This is a genomic window from Streptomyces capparidis (genome assembly GCF_054782095.1).
Genome location: NZ_BAAGTD010000001.1, coordinates 372,049 through 393,745, shown reverse-complemented (window position 1 = coordinate 393,745; position 21,697 = coordinate 372,049). Strand labels below are relative to the sequence as shown.

Annotated in this window: 18 protein-coding genes; 7 read left to right on the top strand and 11 right to left on the bottom strand. The window is 75.8% G+C overall.

The window, feature by feature from the left end; all coding sequences use genetic code 11:
• Positions 1 to 48: 48 nt before the first annotated feature.
• The 6 genes from proC to ACYVO2_RS01765 form a co-directional block, all read right to left on the bottom strand.
• On the bottom strand, positions 49 to 858 hold the full coding sequence (gene proC / locus ACYVO2_RS01790; RefSeq protein ID WP_461005701.1) for a pyrroline-5-carboxylate reductase: 810 nt from the start codon (positions 856 to 858) through the stop codon (positions 49 to 51).
• Between the two features lie 7 nt (positions 859 to 865).
• A complete protein-coding gene (locus tag ACYVO2_RS01785) occupies positions 866 to 1,795 on the bottom strand; it encodes a proline dehydrogenase family protein (protein ID WP_461005773.1) in 930 nt (309 codons plus the stop codon).
• Positions 1,796 to 1,913: 118 nt separating this feature from the next.
• The gene (locus tag ACYVO2_RS01780; RefSeq protein ID WP_461005700.1) at positions 1,914 to 4,031 is read right to left on the bottom strand and encodes an MMPL family transporter; all 2,118 of its coding nucleotides are present in this window, start codon (positions 4,029 to 4,031) and stop codon (positions 1,914 to 1,916) included.
• Between the two features lie 213 nt (positions 4,032 to 4,244).
• Positions 4,245 to 4,448 carry a hypothetical protein gene (locus ACYVO2_RS01775; RefSeq protein WP_461005772.1) on the bottom strand — a complete coding sequence of 68 codons (204 nt, stop codon included), beginning with the start codon at positions 4,446 to 4,448 and terminating at the stop codon, positions 4,245 to 4,247.
• Positions 4,449 to 4,519: 71 nt separating this feature from the next.
• A complete protein-coding gene (locus ACYVO2_RS01770) occupies positions 4,520 to 4,885 on the bottom strand; it encodes an ArsR/SmtB family transcription factor (RefSeq protein WP_461005699.1) in 366 nt (121 codons plus the stop codon).
• Positions 4,886 to 5,134: 249 nt separating this feature from the next.
• Positions 5,135 to 5,500 (bottom strand): SH3 domain-containing protein, encoded by a 366-nt coding sequence (locus ACYVO2_RS01765; protein ID WP_461005698.1) that lies wholly within the window; start codon positions 5,498 to 5,500, stop codon positions 5,135 to 5,137.
• Between the two features lie 461 nt (positions 5,501 to 5,961).
• Between ACYVO2_RS01765 and ACYVO2_RS01760 the strand changes: the two genes are divergently transcribed.
• Entirely contained in the window at positions 5,962 to 8,040 is a 2,079-nt protein-coding gene (locus tag ACYVO2_RS01760) for a protein kinase domain-containing protein (RefSeq protein WP_461005771.1), read from the top strand.
• A gap of 71 nt (positions 8,041 to 8,111) precedes the next feature.
• Here ACYVO2_RS01760 and ilvD read toward each other — a convergent pair whose 3' ends face one another.
• The 3 genes from ilvD to ACYVO2_RS01745 all read right to left on the bottom strand — a co-directional run bounded on the left by ilvD (position 8,112) and on the right by ACYVO2_RS01745 (position 12,078).
• A complete protein-coding gene (gene ilvD, locus ACYVO2_RS01755) occupies positions 8,112 to 9,971 on the bottom strand; it encodes a dihydroxy-acid dehydratase (protein ID WP_461005697.1) in 1,860 nt (619 codons plus the stop codon).
• 220 nt (positions 9,972 to 10,191) lie between these two features.
• Positions 10,192 to 11,049, bottom strand: coding sequence for a sugar phosphate isomerase/epimerase family protein (locus tag ACYVO2_RS01750; protein WP_461005696.1), 858 nt, complete (start codon positions 11,047 to 11,049; stop codon positions 10,192 to 10,194).
• A gap of 75 nt (positions 11,050 to 11,124) precedes the next feature.
• Positions 11,125 to 12,078, bottom strand: a complete 954-nt coding sequence (locus tag ACYVO2_RS01745; protein ID WP_461005695.1) for a Ppx/GppA family phosphatase — start codon at positions 12,076 to 12,078, stop codon at positions 11,125 to 11,127.
• On the opposite strand from ACYVO2_RS01745, the gene ACYVO2_RS01740 reads away from it, so the two are divergent.
• Complete coding sequence (locus ACYVO2_RS01740; protein WP_461005694.1) at positions 12,077 to 12,946, top strand: hypothetical protein; 870 nt, start codon at positions 12,077 to 12,079, stop codon at positions 12,944 to 12,946. The two genes, ACYVO2_RS01745 and ACYVO2_RS01740, sit on opposite strands and share 2 nt — an antisense overlap.
• 39 nt (positions 12,947 to 12,985) lie before the next feature.
• Here ACYVO2_RS01740 and ACYVO2_RS01735 read toward each other — a convergent pair whose 3' ends face one another.
• Positions 12,986 to 14,983, bottom strand: coding sequence for a BACON domain-containing protein (locus tag ACYVO2_RS01735; protein ID WP_461005693.1), 1,998 nt, complete (start codon positions 14,981 to 14,983; stop codon positions 12,986 to 12,988).
• 245 nt (positions 14,984 to 15,228) lie between these two features.
• On the opposite strand from ACYVO2_RS01735, the gene radA reads away from it, so the two are divergent.
• Both radA and disA read left to right on the top strand, forming a co-directional pair.
• Positions 15,229 to 16,629: a DNA repair protein RadA gene (gene radA / locus ACYVO2_RS01730; protein ID WP_461005692.1), complete on the top strand. Its 1,401-nt coding sequence runs from the start codon at positions 15,229 to 15,231 to the stop codon at positions 16,627 to 16,629.
• A 178-nt stretch (positions 16,630 to 16,807) separates the two neighbouring features.
• Positions 16,808 to 17,914 (top strand): DNA integrity scanning diadenylate cyclase DisA, encoded by a 1,107-nt coding sequence (disA, locus tag ACYVO2_RS01725; RefSeq protein ID WP_461005691.1) that lies wholly within the window; start codon positions 16,808 to 16,810, stop codon positions 17,912 to 17,914.
• A 138-nt stretch (positions 17,915 to 18,052) separates the two neighbouring features.
• On the opposite strand, the gene ACYVO2_RS01720 is transcribed toward disA, so the two are convergent.
• Positions 18,053 to 18,871, bottom strand: a complete 819-nt coding sequence (locus ACYVO2_RS01720; RefSeq protein ID WP_461005770.1) for a hypothetical protein — start codon at positions 18,869 to 18,871, stop codon at positions 18,053 to 18,055.
• 151 nt (positions 18,872 to 19,022) lie between these two features.
• Between ACYVO2_RS01720 and ACYVO2_RS01715 the strand changes: the two genes are divergently transcribed.
• The 3 genes from ACYVO2_RS01715 to cseB all read left to right on the top strand — a co-directional run bounded on the left by ACYVO2_RS01715 (position 19,023) and on the right by cseB (position 21,696).
• The gene (locus ACYVO2_RS01715) at positions 19,023 to 19,949 is read left to right on the top strand and encodes an HhH-GPD family protein (RefSeq protein WP_461005690.1); all 927 of its coding nucleotides are present in this window, start codon (positions 19,023 to 19,025) and stop codon (positions 19,947 to 19,949) included.
• 179 nt (positions 19,950 to 20,128) lie between these two features.
• Positions 20,129 to 20,875, top strand: coding sequence for a SigE family RNA polymerase sigma factor (locus ACYVO2_RS01710; RefSeq protein ID WP_461005689.1), 747 nt, complete (start codon positions 20,129 to 20,131; stop codon positions 20,873 to 20,875).
• Positions 20,876 to 21,015: 140 nt separating this feature from the next.
• Positions 21,016 to 21,696, top strand: a complete 681-nt coding sequence (cseB, locus tag ACYVO2_RS01705) for a two-component system response regulator CseB (RefSeq protein ID WP_461005688.1) — start codon at positions 21,016 to 21,018, stop codon at positions 21,694 to 21,696.
• Position 21,697: the final 1 nt, after the last annotated feature.

Here is a 21,697-nt window from a genome sequence, read left to right as displayed (position 1 = left end):
GGGCCGGCCGGGTGGGCCGGCCCCCGGCGGGGCGGGCGCGGGTGGGGGTCACCCGTTGCCGGAGGCCAGTTCGCGGCTGCGGTCCCTGGCGGCTTCCAGGGCGTCCAGGAGGGCGGCGCGGACGCCGTGCTTCTCCAGTTCGCGGATGGCGTTGATGGTGGTGCCCGCCGGGGAGGTGACGGCCTCGCGGAGCCTGACCGGGTGCTCGCCCGAGTCGCGCAGCATCACCGCGGCGCCGATCGCGGCCTGCACGATCAGGTCGTGGGCCTGGGCGCGGGGCAGGCCCAGCAGGATGCCCGCGTCCGTCATGGCCTCGACGAGGTAGTAGAAGTACGCCGGGCCCGAGCCGGACAGCGCGGTGGCCGCGTCCTGCTGGGACTCCGGCACGCGCAGGGACTTGCCGACCGCGTTGAAGATCTCCTCGGTGTGCGCCAGGTGCTCCTCGGTGGCGTGGGCGCCGCCCGACACCACGCTCATCGCCTCGTCCACCAGCGCCGGGGTGTTGGTCATCACCCGCACCACCGGGGTGCCCTCCGGCAGCCGCGACTCCAGCCAGGCCGTGGTGATGCCGGCCGCGCCGGAGATCACCAGCCGCCCGGAGGGGACGTGCGGGGCCAGCTCGTCCAGCAGCGCCGCCATGTCCTGGGGCTTGACGGTGAGGATCAGCGTGTCGGCGCTCTTGGCCGCCTCCGCGTTCGTCACCGCCTCCACGCCGTGGCGCTCGCGCAGCTCCCGCGCCCGCTCCGGCCGCCGCGCGGTGACCATCAGGCGGTCCGGGGCGAAGCCGCCCCGGAGCATGCCGGACAGCAGCGCTTCGCCGATCTTGCCCGTCCCGAGTACCGCCACCCGCTGGGTCATGCCCGACTCACCCCTTGCTAGCCACTGAACGCAGGAAGAACGCCATGTTGGCAGGACGCTCGGCCAGCCGGCGCACGAAATACCCGTACCACTGGTCGCCATAGGGCACGTAGACCCGCACCCGCTCCCCGGCTGAGGCCAGCCTGAGCTGCTCGTCCGGCCGGACGCCGTACAGCATCTGGAGCTCGTACCGTCCCGGCGCGCGCCCCGCGCGCACGGCGAGGACCCGGGCGAGCTCCACCAGGCGCGGGTCGTGGGTGGCCACCATCGGGTAGCCACCGCCGGACATGAGGATCCCCAGGCAGCGCACATAGGCCAGGTCCACCTCGCGGCGGCCGCGGTGGGCGACGGAGCGCGGCTCGTCGTAGGCGCCCTTGCACAGCCGCACCCGGGCGCCGGCGGCGGCCAGGTCCCGGCAGTCGGCCTCGGTGCGGCGCAGGTACGCCTGGACGGCGACGCCCAGCCACGGGAAGTCGCGGCGCAGCTCGCGGGCCGTGGCCAGGGTGGCGTCGGTGGTGGTGTGGTCCTCCATGTCCAGGGTCACCGTGGTCCCGGCGGCGCGGGCGGCCGCGCACACGGCGTGGGCGTGCTCGCGGGCGACGCGGTCGCCGTCGCGGGGCAGGGCGGCGCCGACGGCGGAGAGCTTGACGGAGACCTCGGCGGTGTCGGCCAGGCCCTGGTCGGCGAGGCGGGCGAGCAGCGCGGTGTAGGCGTCGCGGACGCGCCGGGCCGCGGCCGGGTCGGTGGTGCCCTCGCCGAGCAGGTCCAGGGAGACGGTCAGGCCCCGGGCGGCGAGGCGGGCGGCGACGGCGAGGGCCTCGTCCGGCCCGTCCCCGGCGACATACCGGCTCACCAGGGCACGCGCCACGGGGCCGCTCCGCACCAGCCGCCGCGGCGGGGCGGTGCGGGACGCGGCGAGCACGGCCCGGCGGAACAGCACGCGGGGTCCTTTCCGGTGCGGGCGGGGCGGCGGCGCGCCCCGCGGGTCCCGCTCCACAGCGTAGAGCCCCCGCCCCCGGGCCGGGCCGGGGGCGGGGGCCGGTGGGGCCGGGCGGTCAGGGGCGGGCGTGGACGGGGGCCCGCTCCTCGCCCCGCCCGGCGGGGGGCCGCTGCCCGAGCCGCCGGTACAGCGCGCCCGGCCACCACATGGCCCGGCCGATGTCCAGGGACAGCGCGGGCACCAGGACCGTGCGGACGACGAAGGTGTCGAGCAGCACGCCGATCCCGACCAGCACGCCCATCTCCGCCATCGTCACCAGCGGCAGCGTCACGAAGATGGCGAAGGTGGCCGCGAGCACCACGCCCGCGCTGGTGATCACCCCGCCGGTGGTGGTCAGGCCGGTGAGCACGCCCCGGTCGTGGCCGAGCCGGACGACCTCCTCGCGCACCCGGGTCATCAGGAAGATGTTGTAGTCGATGCCGAGCGCGACCAGGAAGACGAAGCCGAGCAGCGGCAGCGAGTGGTCGATGCCGCCCCAGTCGAAGACGTGCTCGAACAGCAGGTTGCTGGCGCCGAGGGCGCCGAAGAAGGACACCACCACGGTGGCGAGCAGCACCAGCGGGGCGACCAGGGCGCGCAGCAGCGCGATCAGCACCAGCAGCACCACGGCCAGCACCACCGGGATGACCAGCGTGTTGTCGCTCTCGGCGGCGCGCTCGGTGTCCAGGTCGCTCGCGGTGGGCCCGCCGACGGCGGCGTCCGCGCCGCCGAGCGCGCGCAGGTTCTCCCGCAGGGCGTCCACGGTCCGCTCGGCGGCCGCGCTGTCGGGGGCGTCGGCGAGGACCACCGGCAGGTGGACCAGCCCGCGGTCGCGGGTGTACTCGGCCTCGCCGACCCCGGCGACACCCGGCGTGTCCGCGGCGGCGCGCCGCACCCGCTCCTCGGCGTCCGCCGCCGCGACCACGTCCGCCGGGGCGGAGGCGCCGCCCGGGTAGTGGTCCTCGATCAGGCGCTGGCCGGTGACGGAGTCGGGCGTGTCGGTGAACATCTCGGCGTCGGTCAGGCCCATGCCGATGCCGGTGGCGCCCAGGGCGAGCGCGCCGGTGAGGACGGCGGCGCCGACCCAGGAGCGGCGCGGGCGGGCGGAGACGGCCCGCCCGGCGCGGGCCCACACGGTGTGCTCGGCGTGCCGCGCCTCGCCCTGGCGCGGCACGAACGGCCAGAACACCCACCGCCCCGCGGCCACCAGCAGGGCGGGCAGCACGGTGACCATGGCCAGGAACCCGCACAGCACCCCGGCGGCGCCCACCCAGCCGAGGCTGCGGGAGGAGTTGAGGTCGGCGAGCAGCAGGCACAGCAGGCCGACCGCGATGGTGCAGGCGGAGGCGAGCACGGCGGGCCCGCTGCGGCGCAGCGCCACCCGCATGGCCAGGTGCCGGTCGGCGTGCCGGGTCAGCTCCTCGCGGTAGCGGGCGATGAGCAGCAGCGCGTAGTCGGTGCCGACGCCGAAGACCAGCACCATGAGGATGCCGCCGCTCTGGCCGTCCACCGGCAGGTCGGCGTACCTGCCGCCGAGGTAGGTGACGGCCTGCGCGAGCACCGCCGCGAAGCCGACGGCGATCAGCGGGAACAGCCACAGCACGGGGCTGCGGTAGATGATCAGCAGCAGGACGGTGACGACGGCGGCGGAGGCCAGCATCAGGGTGCCGTCGAGGTCGCCGAAGACCGCGACCTGGTCGGTGAGCGAGCCCGCGGGCCCGGCGACCTTCACCTCAAGGCCGGGCGGGGCGTTGGCCTCGACAATGTCGCGGATCTGCTCCACCCGGTCGGTCAGGTCGTCCTCCTCCATGGACAGGGGGACGGTGACCAGCAGCGCCGCGCCGTCGTCGGAGGGCGCCACGGGCGGCGCCTCACCGCCGTGCGCCAGCTCGGCGACGGCGGCGCGGTCCTCCTCCGCCTTGGCCCGGTCCTGCGCGGTGAGCCCTCCGTCGCGGGCGTAGACGACTGCGGCGGGGGTGAGCTCGTCGGTGCGGAACCGTTCGAGCAGGTCGTTGACGCGCGCCGACTCGGCGTTCTTCGGCAGGAAGGCGTTGGCCGAGTTCTCCTCGACGTCGCCGACCTTCCCGGCGAGCGGGCCGAGCGCGACGGCGGCGACCAGCCAGGCGGCGAGGACGAGCCATTTGGCCCGCCTGCCTCCCGGGGCGCTGAGCAGCCGCTTGAACCAGGGCAGCATCGGATGGTCTCCTTGCGGTGGGAGTGCGGTCATTGCCGACCGCGCACACCGGCCCGGCCGCGGCCTCACGGTTTCGCAGGCCATCGCCGCGGCAGGGCGTTCGGGTGCGCGGGTGTTCCGTGCTCCGAAGGGGCCGGTCCGCCGAGTTGGCGCTCGGCGGGGCCGGTCCCCTTCTCGTCCTCCCCGCGGTTCGCGGGCCGCGGGAGGGCGGGCTCACTCGATCTCGCGCATCATCTTCTCCATCGAGGCGAGGGCGGTCCTGGCCTGCGTCAGCTCCTCCGCGGTGCGGCGCTGGAGCTCGACGGAGTCCTCGAGCAGCTCGGCGTACTTGGCGGCGAGGCGCTTGTACTCGTCCTCGCGCGCGGCGAGCAACCTCGCCCGCCAGGTGGCGGCGATCTGCCAGACGATCACGATCATCAGCAGGAAAACCCCGGCGGCTCCGACCGGCCCCGCGGGGTCCGACGCCAGAAGCGTCTCCGGCTCCCCGTTCACTTCCTCACACCCTCGTCCTCGCTCACGGTCCGGTCCCCGTCCCGTTCCTCGTCGCCGAGCGTCCGCGCCGCCTGGGCCACGCTCTGCGGGGTGAGCTGCACCACGAACGGCGCGACCTCGTAGAACTTCATGGCCTTGCCCCCTTCCGAGAGCTCCAGCGTGCCGACGATCAGCCCGGCCGCCTCCAGTCGCTGGAGGTGCATGTGCAGCAGCGGCCGGCTCAGGCCGATCTCACGGGCGAGACGGCTGACGTAGTTCCGCCCCTCGACCAGCGCGGCGACGATGCGCAGCCGGTGGGGGTTGCCGAGTGCGGCCATCACCTTCAGCAGGTCGTCGCCGGTGGGGGCCGAGAGATCAGGCATCGCGACCTCTTTCATGTGTAAGGAAAGGCTGACACATGGGCGAGTGATGTGTCAAAGAAAGCTGACACATGACAGGAGGCGGTGAGAGGGCGGCGGGGAGGGGCGCCGGTCCGCAGAACGCGGCAGGGGCGGACCGGGGACGCCGGATGGCGTCCGCCGGTCCGCCCCTGGGGCGCGGTCGGCGCGGCGGGGCGCGGGTCCCGCCGCCGGGTCAGTGTCCGGAGGCGGGCCGCTCCGCGGGTCCGGGTGTCAGCACCGCTTGGCGACGTACCCGTCGCTGCCGGTGTTGACGTAGCAGTCGGGGACGTAGCGGTTGGTGCCGATGCGGTCCCAGATGGTGGAGGTGCCGTAGGGACCCGACACCGAGGGGCCGGGCGTCTGGCAGTAGATGGTCACGAGCGTGCCCGGCCCCAGGGACCCGTCCGGCTGGTTGAAGTTGGGCGCCTTGTACACGGGCGTCCGCTTCTCGTACGTCGTCCGGTAGCTCGCCGTCGCGAGCAGGCCGGCGGCGGCCTCCTCGACGACCTCGGCGGCTTCCTCGATGACCTCGGCGGCCTCCTCGGTCACCTCGACCGGAACCTCGGCCACGGGCTCGCGCACGTTTTCGATGGACACAGGGTCCCCCCGTTCAACTAGTACTACTTTCTCCCCGGCGGGGAGAGTAGCAAGCGTTTCGAGATCACCTGAACCGTTTTCGGCTTTCCTTCTCCCGACATTCACAGGGATCCGCGTGACCGAATGACAGCCCACACGGGACACGCAGGCCGCGGGACGGCGGTTGCACCACCGCGCCTCCCGGCCGCACCGGGCACGGCGGGGACGCCCCGCCGAACGGGGACCCGCCCGGCCGCCCCGGCGGAGGGCCCTCGCCGCCGCTCGCCCCCGACCTCGGACGTTGTGTCAGCGAAGGTGCCGCGGACGAGGAAGCGGGGGGTGAGTCGTCGTCAACGGGTACTGGTGTTCCCTACGCTGGTGCCCGGGACTCGCAGTCGGGGGGACGGGAGCAGCCAGTGGAGGACGACGAGCCGCCGTTCGTGGGGGATTACACGCTGGACTCCCGCCTCGGTTCCGGGGGGATGGGCGTGGTGTACCTGGCGCACTCCCCTTCGGGGCGCCAGGTGGCGGTCAAGGTGGTGCACAAGCACCTCGCGGCCGACCCGGAGTTCCGGGCCCGCTTCCAGCAGGAGGTGGCGGCGGCCCGCCGGGTCAGCGGGGCGTTCACCGCGCCCGTGCTCGACGCCGACGCGGACGCGGTACGGCCGTGGATGGCCACGCTGTACGTGCCGGGGATGACGCTCGCCGAGCGGGTGAAGAAGGAGGGGCCGCTGCGCGGGGAGGAGCTGTGGCAGCTCGCCACCGGGCTCTCCGAGGCGCTGCGCGACATCCACCGCGCCGGAGTGGTGCACCGCGATCTGAAGCCGGGCAACGTGCTGCTGGCCGAGGACGGCCCGAAGGTCATCGACTTCGGCATCTCCCGGCCGCACGACAGCGCGCTGCGCACCGAGACCGGCAAGGTCATAGGCACGCCGCCGTTCATGGCGCCGGAGCAGTTCCGCGCCCCGCGCGAGGTCGGCACGGCCGCGGACGTCTTCGCGTTCGGCTGCCTGCTCGCGCACGCGGCGCAGGGGCGCGGTCCGTTCGACTCCGACAGTCCCTACATCGTCGCGTACCAGGTGGTGCACGACGAGCCGAACCTGGACGAGGTGCCCGACGAGCTGCGCCCGCTGGTGCGCCGCTGTCTGGCCAAGGACCCGGCCGAGCGGCCGGAGGCGGGGGAGCTGATGAGGGCGCTGCGTCAGGCGCGCGGGCCGGGGGAGCCGACGGTGCCGTTCTCGGAGGGCGGCGCGGCCAGGACGCCGGCGCTCGGCGGGCCGGGGCGGGACGAGCCGGGGCCCGTGCAGGCCGGGGACGGGGACGGCGGGCCGGGCGCGGCGGCCGCGGGCGCGGGGCGCCGCAGGTGGCGCAGGCCCTCGCTGATCGGGGTGCTGGTCGCGGCGGTGCTCGCGGCGGGCGGCTACGTCGGGGCGCAGGAGCTGGGCTCGTCCGGGCCGTCGGGGCGGCCCCCGGTGGGGCAGACGGCCGGGGCGTCCAACGAGGCGTGGGAGGACGTGTGGGAGACCCGCGTCGGCAGACCCCCGAGCGGCCCGGACGAGGGCCGGGTGCACGCGGCGAAGTGCGTGCCCACCGCCGAGGCGCTGTACTGCGCGGGCACCGGCGTGGCGGCGTCGCGGATCGACGCCGCCGACGGGCGGGTGTGGTGGAAGGAGCGGGCCCCCTGGGCGGACCGGTGGGTGCAGGCGCCCGGGTTCGCGGGCGGCCTGGTGCAGATGCCGGAGCCCGGCGAGGCCCTGCGGGCGCTCGACCCGGAGAGCGGCCGGGAGCGCTGGAGCGTCCCGCTGTCGGGGGCGAGCTGCTGCTGGTACGCCGGGGACACGGTGCTGCTGCTGGACCAGGGGCGGGCCACGGTGCGGGCGCTGGACGGGGCGCGGGGGACGGTGCGCTGGGAGAAGCGTTTCACCGGGCACCCGGACCCGCGGCTGGTGACCCTGGGGAACCGGCTGTTCCTGGTGGACCCGGACCCCGAGCACAACGCCTGGACGCGGGTGAGCGAGGTCCGGCCGGACACGGGCCGGACGCTGTGGCAGCGCCGGTTCTCCGGTGTCGTCCACCCGGCCGCGGTGTCCGGCGGGACGCTGTACCTGCTGGAGGACCGCCCCACCACCACGGACACCCACGCCGTGCTGCGGTACGAACCGGACAGCGGCGCCACGGTCCGCACCGCCCTGCCGTACCCGGCCGCCGACGCCGGGGCGACAGCGGCCGGCGGCACCGTCTACCTGCTCGACGCCACGGGCATGCTGATGGCCGTGGACACCCGGGCCCGTGCGGTGCGGTGGGAGCTGGAGACGGCGGTGAACAACCCCTCTCCCCCGGTCGCCGCAGGGGAGAGGGTGTACCTGTCCAGCCCCAACGGGCAACTGCTGTCGGTGGACGCCCGGCGCGGGGTGCTGCTGAAGCAGACCCAGCCGCGCTTCGACCGCGACCTGCGGGGCACGCTGGAGGTGCCGGTGCCGATCGTGACGCGGGAGCGGATCTACGCGTTCACCCCGCGCGGGTCGGTGTTCTCCGTCGCGGTGCGGGACATGGGGAAGTAGACGCGGCGGGGGCCGGGCACCCGGCCCGGCCCCCGCCGTCGTCCTCGGCGCGTCGGCTCGCGCCGTCCGGCTCAGCTCTCGTCGTCCAGCTTGGACAGGTCCCGCACCGCGCCCTTGTCCGCGGAGGTGGCCAGCAGGGCGTAGGCCCGCAGGGCGGCGGAGACCTTGCGGTCCCGGGCGGCCGGGCGGTGGCCGCCGAGGCGGGCCAGCAGGTCGGCGCGGCGGGCCGCCAGCTCCTCGTCGGGGACCTTCAGCTCGATGGCGCGGTTGGGGATGTCGATGCGGATCAGGTCGCCGTCCCGCACCAGCGCGATCGTGCCGCCGGACGCCGCCTCCGGCGAGACATGGCCGATGGACAGGCCCGAGGTGCCGCCGGAGAAGCGGCCGTCGGTGATCAGCGCGCACTTCTTGCCCAGGCCGCGGCCCTTGAGGAACGCCGTCGGGTACAGCATCTCCTGCATGCCGGGGCCGCCCCTGGGGCCCTCGTAGCGGACGACGACGACGTCGCCCTCCTTGACCCGCTTGCCCAGGATGGCCTCGACCGCCTCCTCCTGGGACTCCACCACCACGGCCGGGCCCTCGAAGGTCCAGATGGACTCGTCCACGCCCGCGGTCTTCACCACGCAGCCGTCCTCGGCGAGGTTGCCGCGCAGCACCGCGAGGCCGCCGTCGGCGGTGTAGGCGTGGGCGGTGTCGCGGATGCAGCCCGCGGCGGCGTCGGTGTCCAGGGACTCCCACCGCTCGGACTGCGAGAAGGCGGTGGCGGAGCGGACGCAGCCGGGCGCGGCGTGGAACAGCTCGACCGCCTCGGGCGAGGGGGAGCCGCCGCGGACGTCCCAGTTCTTCAGCCAGTCGGCGAGGGACGGCGAGTGGACGCTGTGCACGTCCTCGTGGAGCAGCCCGCCGCGGTGCAGCTCGCCGAGGATCGCGGGGATGCCGCCGGCGCGGTGCACGTCCTCCATGTAGTAGCGGTCGGTGTTCGGCGCCACCTTGCACAGGCACGGCACCCGGCGGGAGACCGCGTCGATGTCGGCCATGGTGAAGTCGATGCCGGCCTCGCTGGCCGCGGCCAGCAGGTGCAGCACGGTGTTGGTGGAGCCGCCCATGGCGACGTCCAGCGCCATCGCGTTCTCGAACGCGGCGCGGGAGGCGATGGCGCGGGGCAGCGCGGTGGCGTCGTCCTGGTCGTAGTAGCGCCGGGTGAGCTCGACGGCGGTGCGGCCGGCCTCCTCGTACAGCGCCTTGCGAGCGGTGTGCGTGGCGAGCACGGAGCCGTTGCCGGGCAGGCCCAGGCCCAGGGCCTCGACCAGGCAGTTCATCGAGTTGGCGGTGAACATGCCGGAGCAGGAGCCGCAGGTGGGGCAGGCGTTCTCCTCGATCCGCAGCACGTCCTCGTCCGAGACGGTCTCGTCGACGGCGTCGGACATGGCGTTGACCAGGTCGAGCCTGCGGACCGTGCCGTCCACCAGGGTGGCCCGGCCGGCCTCCATCGGGCCGCCGGAGACGAAGACGGTGGGGATGTTCAGCCGCAGCGCGGCCATCAGCATGCCCGGGGTGATCTTGTCGCAGTTGGAGACGCAGACCAGGGCGTCGGCGCAGTGGGCCTCGACCATGTACTCGACGGAGTCGGCGATCAGGTCGCGGGACGGCAGGGAGTAGAGCATGCCGCCGTGGCCCATGGCGATGCCGTCGTCCACCGCGATCGTGTTGAACTCGCGGGGGATGCCGCCGGCGGCCTTGATGGCCGCGGAGACGATCCGGCCGACCGGCTGGAGGTGGGTGTGGCCGGGGACGAACTCGGTGAAGCTGTTGGCCACGGCGACGATCGGCTTGCCGAAGTCCTCCCGGTCCACGCCCGCGGCGCGCAGGAGCGCGCGGGCTCCTGCCATGTTCCGACCGTGAGTGACCGTACGTGACCGCAAGCTGGGCACTTGTCGCTCCCCACTCCCGCTGTTTCCCGAAACCGCCAGTATCCGTCGAGCGTACGCCGCCTCGGGCGGGAGTGAGGGGGATGTCCGCTTTTTGGGATCGGTGTCTCAGGGCGGGTGGTGTGGCGGGTTCCTCCGGAGGCCGGGGGGCTCCGCCCCCTGGACCCCCGCCGGGGCTGCGCCCGGGGCCCCGAGGGGCGGGGCCCGGTGGGCGCGGGCGGGGTCAGGTGCCCGGGTGGCGGGTGGCGGCGGTGAGGTGGAGGCGGGTGAAGGCCAGGGCCTCGGCGAGGTCGGCCTCGCGCTCGGCCGCGGACAGGGCGCGTCTGGTGTTGACCTCGATGACGACGTGCCCGGAGAAGCCCGTCGCCGCCAGGCCCCCCAGCAGCTCGGCGCACGGCTGCGAGCCCCGGCCGGGCACCAGGTGCTCGTCCTTCGCCGAGCCGTTGCCGTCGGCGAGATGGACGTGCGCCAGGCGCTCGCCCATCCGCTCCACCATGCGCAGCGCGTCCGAGCGGGACGTCGCCGTGTGGGAGAGGTCCACGGTGAAGTGCCGGTAGTCGTCCTCGGTGGGGTCCCACGCCGGGGCGTAGGCCAGCATCTCGCGGTCCCGGTAGCGCCACGGGTACATGTTCTCCACGGCGAACCGGACGTCCGTCTCGTCCGCCATCCGCCACACCCCGCGCACGAACTCCCGCGCGTAGGAGCGCTGCCACCGGAACGGCGGGTGCACCACCACGGTGGACGCGCCGAGCCGCTCCGCCGCCGCCTTCGCCCGCTGGAGCTTCGTCCACGGGTCGGTGGACCACACCCGCTGCGTGATCAGCAGACAGGGCGCGTGCACGGCGAGGACGGGGATGCCGTGGTACTCCGACAGGCGCCGCAGGGCCTCCACGTCCTGGCTGACCGGGTCCGTCCACACCATGACCTCGACGCCGTCGTAGCCGAGGCGGGCCGCGATCTCGAACGCGGCCGAGGTGGACTCCGGATACACCGAGGCCGTGGACAGCCCCACCTTCGCCTCCGGCGCCCGCGCGGCGTGCCGGGCGCCGCGGTGCGCCGTATGCTCCGCTGGTTCAGCCACGGATCACAGGGTACGGGGCGCCGTCTCGCGCCGCCCACCACACCCGGTGGAGGACGGGCCGCCCGGGGCGCGCCGCTACGGCTCCGGCGTGCCCGGGGCGCCGGTGGCCAACTGGTCGAGGCGGCGCAGGATGACGCCCTCGCGCAGCGCCCACGGGCAGATCTCCAGCTCGGAGACGTCGAACAGGTCCATCGCCGCGTCGGCGACCAGCGCCCCGGCGAGCAACTGCCGGGCGCGGCCCTCGGAGACCCCGGGCAACTGCGCCCGCTCCCGCGCGCTCATCGCGGCCAGCCGGGGCAGCCACTGCGCCAGCGCCTTGGCGGTGAGAGTGCGCGGCACGAAGGGCCCCTCGGCCGAGCGGGCGGCGCCCGCGATCCTGGCGAGCTGCTTGAAGGTCTTGGAGGTGGCCACCGCCCGGTCCGCGCGCCCCCTGCGGCTGAACTCGCCGACGGTGCGCGCGACGGCCGCCCGCACCTCCTTGCGCAGCACCCGCACGTCCTCGGGCGGCGGCGGGTCGCCGTGCAGCCGGGCCTGGGTGAGGCGGCCCGCGCCGAGGGGCAGGGACACGGCCGCGTCCGGGTCCTCGTCGATCCCGCAGGCGATCTCCAGCGAGCCGCCGCCGATGTCGAACAGCAGCAGCCGACCGGCCGACCAGCCGAACCAGCGCCGCGCGGCGAGGAAGGTCAGCCGCGCCTCCTCCTCGCCGGACAGCACCCGCAGCCGCACCCCGGTCTCCCGCTCGACCAGGGCGATCACCGCCTCGCCGTTGGCGGCGTCGCGGACCGCCGAGGTGGCGAACGGCAGGATCTCCTCCGCGCCCTTGTCCTCGGCGATCCGCAGCGCCGTGCGGACCGTCTCGACCAGCCTGGTGACGCCGCCCTCGCCTATCGCCCCGTCCGGGCCGAGCAGCTCGGCGAGCCTGAGCTCCGCCTTGTGCGAGTAGGCGGGCAGCGGGCGCGCACCGACGTGCGCGTCCACCACGAGCAGGTGGACCGTGTTCGATCCCACGTCCAGGACTCCGAGGCGCATGCCGTGCACGCTAGCGCCCCGCCGGCTGACGCGCGGAACGCGGCCGGGCGCCGCAACCGCGGTCCACCCGCTTACCCTGGGCCGTGTGGCACAGCTAGAGCGGCAAGCGAGCGCCCCGTCCGGCGACGAGACGGGCCTGGACTTCGCCCGCGCATGGGTGGAGTTCCCCGATCCCGCGGACGAGGAACAGGTCTTCCGCTGCGACCTGACCTGGCTCACGTCCCGGTGGACCTGCGTGTTCGGCAGCGGCTGCCAGGGCATCGTGGCCGGGCGGGCGTCCGACGGCTGCTGCTCGCTCGGCGCGCACTTCAGCGACGAGGACGACGAGGAGCGGGTGCTCAAGCACGCCTCGCGGCTGACCCCGGAAACCTGGCAGTACCACCGGGTGGGCGCGGACGAGGGGATCGTCGAGGAGAACGAGGACGGGGAGCGGCAGACCCGGCTCGTGGACGGCGCCTGCCTCTTCCTCAACCGGCCCGGCTTCCCCGGCGGGGCCGGGTGCGCGCTGCACACGCTCGCGCTGCGGGAGGGCCGCGAGCCGCTGGAGACCAAGCCGGACGTGTGCTGGCAACTGCCGATCCGCCGCACCTTCGACTGGGTGGACCGGCCCGACGACACCCGGGTGCTGGTGGTGAGCATCGGCGAGTACGACCGGCGCGGCTGGGGCCCCGGCGGGCACGACCTGCACTGGTGGTGCACCTCGGCGACCTCGGCGCACGGGGCGGGCGAGCCGGTGTACCTGTCCTACCGGCCGGAGCTGACCGAGCTGATGGGGGACGCCGGGTACCGGGAGCTGGCGCGACTGTGCGAGGAGCGCCTCGCCGCGGGCCCCGCCTCGGTGGCGCCGCACCCCGCGGACCCGCGCTGAGGGTCCTGCGCCCGGGGGGCGGCGCCCGTCGTGTGACGGTCACCCCGCGGCCGCCGACTCCGTCTCCTCCTCGGTGCGGGCCGGGGTTCCCGAGCGCTCGGCCGGGGGCGGGGCGGGCTCGCTCGGCTGCGGCGACGAGGGCGAGGACGACGGCGGGGGCGCGCCCCTGCCCCGCACCGGGACGGCCTGCCCGCCGGGCTCGAGGTACACGTACGCCTCCCACGCGCCGTGCGGCTGGCGGTCCCCGTCCGCCGACGCGGTGACGGCGGTGGCCGCGCCCGGCGCCAGCTCCCCCGCGGTCTGGCTGAGCACCAGCCACGACGCGGACGGCGAGGCCCGCCAGGCGAGCGGGGTGCCGCCGGTGTTGCGCAGGGTGACCCGGGTGCTCCCCTCCCCCGCGGTGTGCGCGACGGTCAGCCGCCCGGGCGCGGGCCGCTGCGACGAGGGGCCGGACCCCGCGCCGCCCGGTGCGGACGCGGCGGCGGAGGAACCGGAGGGCGAGCCGCTGCGGCTCGCCGACGCCCGGGGTTCGCGCGCCTGCCGGGACGGGGCCGCCGTGGCGCTGCCCGCCTGGTGCCGGGCCGGGGCCTGCCCGGGGTGGTGGCGGTGCCGGGGGTGGGCGGCGCCCCCGCCCTCGGGTTCGTCGTCGGACGCGGACACCGGCGGGTCGTGGGCCGTCGCCTCGTGGCCGCCGCGGTAGGCCGGCCACAGCGCCACCACCGGCACGGCCACGGCGGCGGCCACCACGGTCGCGGCCAGGGCGCGCTGCCGCAGCCTGCCGCCGCCGCGCGGTCGCGGCGGGACGGGGAAGCCGTGCCGGTCGAGCCGGAGCACCAGCGCCCCACGCCCGCGTGCGCCCCCGCCGTCGCGCCGGGTGCCGCCGGCGGGCGCCACCATCGCGCGGAAGACCGCGGCCCGGGGCGCGGGGACGATCGCCAGCACCTCCGAGCAGCCGCTGAGCGGCCAGGGGCCGACGGCCCGCAACCGCTCCGCGGTGGCCAGGCAGCGCGGGCAGCCCTCGGCGTGCGACACCAGCTCGCCGCGCAGCACGGTGCCGAGCAGCTCGCGCGGAGCGCCCGCGAGCCGGGCGAGGCCGGGGCACTCGCGGCGGTCCGCCACCGCGAGCGCGCTGGTGGTGCGCTCCACCTCGCGGGCGGCGCGGGCCAGCAGCGCGCGGGCGTGCGCCGGGTCGAGGGCGAGGACCGCGGCGACCTCGCGGGGGTGCAGCCCGTGCCGGACGGCGAGCTCCAGGGCCTCGCGCTGGTCGGCGGGGAGCCCCGCGGCCTCGGGCCAGGCCAGGGCGTCGAGCTCGGCCAGGCGGCGGGCGTGGCCCCGCGGGGCGAGGTGCCGCGGGGCCACGTGCCGCGCCCCGGCCGCGGTGCCGTCGCGGAGCGGGGCGGTGGGCGGGAGGGCGGCGGCGTGCGCGGGCGGCGGGTGGAGCCGCCGGAGGCAGGCGTGGCGCGCCAGCGCGTACAGCCAGGCGCGCAGCAGCGCGGGGTCGCGCAGCCGCGCGTGGTGGCGCTCGGCGAAGGCGAGCGCGTCGCCGAGCGCCGCTGTGGCCGTGTCGTGCTCCCCCATCACCGAAAGGCAGTAGGTGAACAGCCCGTTGAGCCAGGGCTCGTAGCCGATCGGGGACCGGGGCGGGGCGCCGGTGCGGACCGGCGACGCGGGGGCGGCGTGCCGGGGCGCGGGGCGCCGCGGGGCGGCGGGCGCGGCGGCCGGGGGCGGGGAGCCGGGGTGCTCGGGCGCGGGGTGCTTGGGGGCCGCGTGCTTGGCGGCCGTGCGCCTGGGTGCGGCGGGCTCGGGGGCGGGGTGCTCGGGGGTGGTGCGCTCCGGAGTGACGGGCTCGGGGGCGGGGTGCTCGGGGGTGGTGCGGGGTTCGGGGACGGACGGTTCTGGGGCCTTCGGCGGGCCGGCGTGGGCTCCGCGCCGTGCCCGCGCGCCCTTCGCCCTGGCGTGGCGCCCGCGGTGGTCCGGCCGCCTGGGGCCCTGGGCGGGGCCGGGGGGAGGGGTATCCGAGTCGGACCTGTTCATCATCCCGGCGACGCTAGGGGCACGGCATGGCACCTTTCAGCCCGAGACGCTCGTATTACTACGCGCGGGGGACAAATGTCGGATACACATGCGAATTTCCTCACTCGGACGAGTGGAGGTTCGGGCCAATGGCGGCAGCCCCGGCGGAGGCTGCGGCAAGGTCCCCGCCCCGCGGCCCCGCCGGAGCCCCCTCCGGGCGGTGCCGCGGCGGCCCCGGGCTGTCGGTGGCGCCCGCTACCGTGAGGCGCATGGCTTCGCGCACCGCTCGCACCACCGGCCGGGACCGGCCGTCCTACCGCTGCACCGAGTGCGGCTGGACCACCTCCAAGTGGCTCGGCCGCTGCCCGGAGTGCCAGGCGTGGGGCACGGTCGAGGAGTACGGCGCCGCGCCGGTGCGCACCACGGCCCCGGGCCGGGTCACCACGCCCGCCCGCCCCATCGGCCAGGTGGACGGCACGACGGCCACCGCCCGCCCCACCGGCGTCGACGAGCTGGACCGGGTGCTCGGCGGCGGCCTGGTGCCCGGCGCGGTGGTGCTGCTCGCCGGCGAGCCCGGCGTCGGCAAGTCCACCCTGCTGCTGGACGTGGCCGCCAAGTCCGCGGCCCCGCGCACCCCCACGCTGTACGTCACCGGCGAGGAGTCCGCGAGCCAGGTGCGGCTGCGCGCGGACCGGATCGGCGCGCTCAACGACCACCTGTACCTGGCGGCGGAGACGGACCTGTCCGCCGTGCTCGGCCACCTGGACGACGTCAAGCCCGCCCTGCTGGTGCTGGACTCGGTGCAGACGGTGGCCTCCCCCGAGATCGACGGCGCGCCCGGCGGCATGGCCCAGGTGCGCGAGGTGGCGGGCGCGCTGATCCGGGCGTCCAAGGAGCGCGGCATGTCCACGCTGCTGGTGGGCCACGTCACCAAGGACGGCGCGATCGCCGGCCCCCGCCTGCTGGAGCACCTGGTCGACGTGGTGCTGCACTTCGAGGGCGACCGGCACGCCAGGCTGCGCCTGATCCGCGGGGTGAAGAACCGCTACGGCGCCACCGACGAGGTGGGCTGCTTCGAGCTGCACGACGAGGGCATCACGGGCCTGGCCGACCCCAGCGGCCTGTTCCTCACCCGGCGGGCCAGGCCCGTGCCCGGCACCTGCCTGACCGTCACGCTGGAGGGCCGCCGCCCCCTGGTGGCCGAGGTGCAGGCCCTCACGGTGGACTCGCAGATCCCCGCGCCCCGGCGCACCACCTCGGGCCTGGAGTCGCCGCGGGTGTCCATGGTGCTGGCGGTGCTGGAGGAGCGCGGGAAGATCAACATCGGCAAGCGCGACATCTACACCGCCACCGTCGGCGGGGTGAAGCTCTCCGAGCCGTCCGCGGACCTGGCGATGGCGCTCGCGGTGGCCAGCGCCGCGGTGGACACGCCCCTGCCGGAGAACCTGGTGGCGATCGGCGAGGTGGGCCTCGCCGGGGAGGTGCGGCGGGTCACCGGGGTGCAGCGCAGGCTCGCCGAGGCGGCCCGTCTCGGCTTCACCCGGGCCCTGGTGCCGCCCGACTCGGGCAAGGTCCCCGCGGGCATGACGGTGACCGAAGTGTCCGACATAGGAGAGGCGCTGAGCGCCTTGCCGCGAAGGCCCCGGCGTGCTGAGGGCTCCCAACGGTAAACTTTGCCCAGGTCTCGCGTGCCCTGGGCGAACCCGCCCGGCAGCGAGGACCCGGCGGACCGGCCGCGGCCCGTCGGCCGGGACAGCGTTGGTCCGGTGGGACGGTGCTGTCTGGCTTCGTCGCGTTGCCGCCCCGCGGCACCGCGGACCCCGACGTGCGACCGACCGGAGGAGTGCAGTGGCAGCCAACGACCGGGCCGAGCGGAGCCCCGGCGCTGAGAGCCTGGTGCGCGCCTCGCTGAGCGCGGTGGCCCCGGGCACCGAGCTGCGCGACGGGCTGGAGCGCGTACTGCGGGGCAACACCGGCGGCCTGATCGTGCTCGGCTTCGACAAGACCGTCGAGTCGCTGTGCTCCGGCGGCTTCGTGCTGGACGTGGAGTTCTCCGCGACCCGGCTGCGCGAGCTGTGCAAGCTGGACGGCGCCGTGGTGCTCGACAAGGACATCACCAAGATCGTCCGGGCCGGGGTGCAGCTCGTGCCCGACCACACCATCCCCACCCGGGAGACCGGCACCCGCCACCGCACCGCGGAGCGGGTCAGCCGCCAGACCGGGCTGCCCGTGGTGTCGGTGAGCCAGTCGATGCGGCTGATCGCCCTGTACGTGGGCGCCCAGCGCCGGGTGCTGGAGGACTCCGCGGCGATCCTGTCCCGCGCCAACCAGGCGCTGGCCACCCTGGAGCGCTACAAGATGCGCCTGGACGAGGTGGCGGGCACCCTCTCCGCGCTGGAGATCGAGGACCTGGTCACCGTGCGGGACGTCACCGCGGTCGCGCAGCGGCTGGAGATGGTGCGCCGGATCGCCGCCGAGATCGCCGAGTACGTCGTCGAGCTCGGCACGGACGGGCGGCTGCTCTCCCTCCAGTTGGACGAGCTGATCGCGGGCGTGGAGCCGGAGCGGGAGCTGGTCGCCCGCGACTACGTGCCCGAACGGTCCGTCAAGCGCGGCCGGGGCGTCCAGGAGGTGCTGGCCGACCTCGACGGCCTGGCCCAGTCCGAGCTGCTGGAGCTGCCGGTGGTGGCGCGGGCGCTCGGCTACACCGGCTCGCCCGAGGCGCTGGACTCCGCGGTCAGCCCGCGCGGCTACCGGCTGCTGGCCAAGGTGCCCCGGCTGCCCACGGTGGTGATCGAGCGTCTGGTGGAGCACTTCGGCGGCCTCCAGAAGCTGCTCGCCGCCAGCGTGGACGACCTCCAGACGGTGGAGGGCGTCGGCGAGGCCAGGGCACGCTCAGTGCGGGAGGGGCTGTCGCGCCTGGCGGAGTCGTCCATCCTGGAGCGCTACGTCTGAACCCCGGCCTCCGGCCGGGCGGGGGTCGGGGCTCGGGTCCGTTCCTCAGGAGGCCGGGCCGGCCCCCTGCTTCCCGCAGGGGGCCGGCCCGGTGTCCGCTTCCCGGTTCCGCGGGAGCGCTCGGCTCCGCGGGACCGCTCAGCTCCGCAGGACGAACGACGCCGGGACGCTGCCCAGGCCGGGGACGGTGACCTCGGCGACGTACTGGCCGTCCTCGACCGCCGCGGCGGAGACCGTGGCGCACTGCGGGGCGCTGCGTTCGCGGTCCCAGGTGTACTCGCGGGTCGCCTTGCCCTTCGCGGGGACCCGCACCAGGTGGGAGGCGCGGCCGGACGGGCAGTCGTCGGACGCCCACACGTGCCGGTCCTCGCCGTCGGTGACGGTGAGCACCGCCGACACCGCGGACAGGTCCGCCTTGCAGGCGGCGGAGCCGTTGTTGGTGAGGGTCAGCACGAACGTCGGGCGCTCGGTGGCGCCGTAGGTGTTCTTGGCGCTGCGCAGGGCGAGGACGACGTTGTTCGCGGCGCAGTCCGGCAGCGAGGCCGCGGCCTGCCGGTTGCCCGCGCCGCCCGTCCCGGCGCCGCCGGAGCCGTCCGCGCCGTCGTCGCCGTTGGCGCCGTCGTCACCCCCGGCGCCGTCCGAGGAGCCGCCCGAGCCGCCGGTCCCGCCGCCGTCGCCGGCCCCGCCGCCACCGGGGGAGGCGGAGTCGCTGGGACGGCCGCCGGGCCGCTCGGTTATGGCGCCGGAGTCCGTGGGCCCCGGTGTGGGGTTGATGGACTCCGCGGGCGTTCGCCCGTCGGATCCCCCGGCGCCGGCCTTCTTGTTGCCCGAATCACCCGAGTTGAGGGACACGACCGCCCAGGCGATCAACGCAATGACCAGCAGCAGCAGACAGAGCACAACTGCCCTGCGGCGCCAGTAGATAGACGAGGGCAGTGGTCCGACCGGGTGGCGCATTGAGTCCACGCGCAAACTCTACGAGAGATCAACGGTGCTGCCGCGCAGCACCCGCCGACGAACCGCGCGTGTTTACTGATCATCAGTTCGCAAGTGGTACCAGAGCACAGATTTCGGACCGGGGCCGCGGCCGTGTCAGGATCGTGGGGCCATGACCGCTGCCGCCGCACCCTCCCGCCCCACCGCGCCCGAGACCGCCGCCCTGCACGAGCGGGTCCTCGCGTGGTACGACGAGCACGCCCGCGACCTGCCCTGGCGCCGCCCCGACGCCTCGCCCTGGGGGGTGATGGTCAGCGAGTTCATGCTCCAGCAGACCCCGGTGGCCCGGGTGCTGCCCGTCTGGGAGGCGTGGCTGGCGCGCTGGCCGGAGCCCGCCGCGCTGGCCGCCCAGCCACCGGGCGAGGCCGTCCGCGCCTGGGGCCGGCTCGGCTACCCCCGGCGTGCCCTGCGGCTGCACGCCGCGGCGACCGCGGTGGTCGAGCGGCACGGCGGGACGGTGCCGGACGACCACGCCGAGCTGCTGGCGCTGCCCGGCGTCGGCGAGTACACCGCGGCGGCCGTGGCCTCGTTCGCGTTCCGGCAGCGGCACGCGGTGCTGGACACCAATGTGCGCCGGGTGCTGGCCCGCGCCGTGACCGGCGTGCAGTACCCGCCGAACGCCACCACGGCCGCCGAGCGCCGTCTGGCGAGCGGGCTGCTGCCCGCGGCCGACGAGGTCGCGGCGCGCTGGGCCGTCGCCGTGATGGAGCTCGGCGCGCTGGTGTGCACGGCGCGCACGCCGGGGTGCGGGCGCTGCCCGATAGCCGACCGGTGCGCCTGGCGCCTGGCCGGCCGTCCCCCGCACGACGGACCGCCGCGGCGCGGCCAGACCTACGCGGGCACCGACCGGCAGGTGCGGGGCAGGCTCCTCGCGGTGCTGCGGGACACCGAGGGCGAGGTCTCCCAGGCGGCGCTGGACGCGGTGTGGGACGACCCGGTGCAGCGCGCCAGGGCCCTGGACGGCCTGGTCGCCGACGGCCTGGTGGAGCCGGTCGCGCCGGGCGTGTACCGGCTGCCGGGCGCGCCCGGCAGGGACTGAGCCCGCCCGCCCACGCTGGGTAGCCGGACCGGGACAGCCCCGTTACACAACCGTGCGTTTACCGACGGTGGGCCGTGCGCTTCCAGTGACAGGCCGGGGACAGCCGGTCCGTAGCGTCTCCCCCAGTCGTTGCGCGAGGCGCCCCGCCGGGGCCGCCTCACGCGGGAGGGGGAGGTTCCATGGACACGGCCATCAGGGAGACGTCGACCGCGCCCGGGTTCGAGGAGTACGTGCGGGCCCGGCAGGAGGTCCTGCTGCGCACCGCCCGCAGGCTCACCGCCAACTCCGCGGACGCGCAGGACCTGCTCCAGACCGCGCTCGCCCGCACGTTCCCCTTCTGGGAGGGCATAGCCGACAAGCGGCACGCCGACGCCTATGTGCGCCGGGTGCTGGTGAACACGCGCACCAGTTGGTGGCGGGCCCGCAGGCTGGAGGAGTACCCCACCGAGGAGCTGCCCGAGACGCCGATGGACGACGGCGCCGACCACCGCGCCGACCGGGCGCTGATGCTGCGCGCCCTGGCGGTGCTGACCCGGCAGCAGCGCGGCGTGGTGGTGCTGCGCTACTACGAGGGCCTGAGCACCGCCGAGACCGCCGCGGCGCTCGGCATATCCACCGGCACGGTCAAGAGCACCCTGCACCGGGCGCTGGGGCGGCTGCGCGCCGAGCTGGAGCGGCTGGACCGCCCGGCGGCGGAGCAGCCCGCGGTCGCGCCGGGCCGGGTGGCGCCGGGCCGGGTGGCGGCGGTCCGGGTGGCGGCGGTCCGGGTGGCGGGGGCTCGGGTGGCAGGGGCTCGCGTGGCGCAGGCTCGGGTCGCGGGCGCCCGGGTCGCGGGACGTGCGCCGGTGCGTGGTGGCGCCGCCGCGCCCGCCGTGCGCCCCATCCGTCCCTCCCGCGCCCCGGTGACGGCGCGGCGCGCGGCCTGACCGGGCCCGACCCCTCCCCGCGCCGCCCGCCCGGGCCGGTGGCGGGGACCCGCGGGCGTGCGGCCCTCCCGGTTCGAGAGGATCGTCCCAGCCCGGTGCGGGCGAGGACGCAAGGACCCACGGGAGGCGGAAACACCAGCATGGCCGAGACCCACGTGCTCTTCGTCGAGGACGACGACGTCATCCGCGAGGCCACCCAGCTCGCCCTGGAACGCGACGGCTTCCGCGTCACCGCGGTCGCCGACGGGCTCGCCGGACTGGAGGCGTTCCGGCGCGGCCACCCCGACATCGCGCTGCTCGACGTCATGGTGCCCGGGCTCGACGGGGTGAGCCTGTGCCGCCGGATCAGGGACGAGAGCACCGTGCCCGTGATCATGCTGTCCGCCCGCGCCGAGTCCATCGACGTCGTGCTCGGTCTCGAGGCCGGGGCCGACGACTACGTCACCAAGCCGTTCGACGGCGCGGTGCTCGTCGCCCGCATCCGGGCGGTGCTGCGCCGCTTCGGGCACGCCGCGGACGCCGCGGGCGCCGACTCGGGGCCGCTGCGGTTCGGGGACCTGGAGGTGGACCCGGACGGCATGGAGGTGCGCCGCGACGGCGCGCCCGTGGCGCTCACGCCCACCGAGATGCGGCTGCTGCTCCAGTTCGCCTCCGCCCCCGGCAGCGTGCTCAGCCGCGACCACCTGCTGGAGAAGGTGTGGGACTACGGGTGGGGCGGGGACACCCGCGTGGTGGACGTCCATGTGCAGCGGCTGCGCGGCAAGATCGGCCAGGACCGGATCGAGACGGTGCGCGGCTTCGGCTACAAGCTGAAGGTCTGAC

Excerpts from the sequence above, each read along its gene's own strand:
- proC (WP_461005701.1), bottom strand. The coding sequence starts at position 858 with ATGACCCAGCGGGTGGCGGTACTCGGGACGGGCAAGATCGGCGAAGCG.
- ACYVO2_RS01780 (WP_461005700.1), bottom strand. The coding sequence starts at position 4,031 with ATGCTGCCCTGGTTCAAGCGGCTGCTCAGCGCCCCGGGAGGCAGGCGG.
- ACYVO2_RS01775 (WP_461005772.1), bottom strand. The coding sequence starts at position 4,448 with ATGATCGTGATCGTCTGGCAGATCGCCGCCACCTGGCGGGCGAGGTTG.
- ACYVO2_RS01770 (WP_461005699.1), bottom strand. The coding sequence starts at position 4,885 with ATGCCTGATCTCTCGGCCCCCACCGGCGACGACCTGCTGAAGGTGATG.
- ACYVO2_RS01760 (WP_461005771.1), top strand. The coding sequence starts at position 5,962 with ATGGGCGTGGTGTACCTGGCGCACTCCCCTTCGGGGCGCCAGGTGGCG.
- ACYVO2_RS01740 (WP_461005694.1), top strand. The coding sequence starts at position 12,077 with ATGCCGTGCACGCTAGCGCCCCGCCGGCTGACGCGCGGAACGCGGCCG.
- ACYVO2_RS01745 (WP_461005695.1), bottom strand. The coding sequence starts at position 12,078 with ATGCGCCTCGGAGTCCTGGACGTGGGATCGAACACGGTCCACCTGCTC.
- ACYVO2_RS01735 (WP_461005693.1), bottom strand. The coding sequence starts at position 14,983 with ATGATGAACAGGTCCGACTCGGATACCCCTCCCCCCGGCCCCGCCCAG.
- radA (WP_461005692.1), top strand. The coding sequence starts at position 15,229 with ATGGCTTCGCGCACCGCTCGCACCACCGGCCGGGACCGGCCGTCCTAC.
- ACYVO2_RS01720 (WP_461005770.1), bottom strand. The coding sequence starts at position 18,871 with ATGCGCCACCCGGTCGGACCACTGCCCTCGTCTATCTACTGGCGCCGC.
- ACYVO2_RS01715 (WP_461005690.1), top strand. The coding sequence starts at position 19,023 with ATGACCGCTGCCGCCGCACCCTCCCGCCCCACCGCGCCCGAGACCGCC.
- ACYVO2_RS01710 (WP_461005689.1), top strand. The coding sequence starts at position 20,129 with ATGGACACGGCCATCAGGGAGACGTCGACCGCGCCCGGGTTCGAGGAG.
- cseB (WP_461005688.1), top strand. The coding sequence starts at position 21,016 with ATGGCCGAGACCCACGTGCTCTTCGTCGAGGACGACGACGTCATCCGC.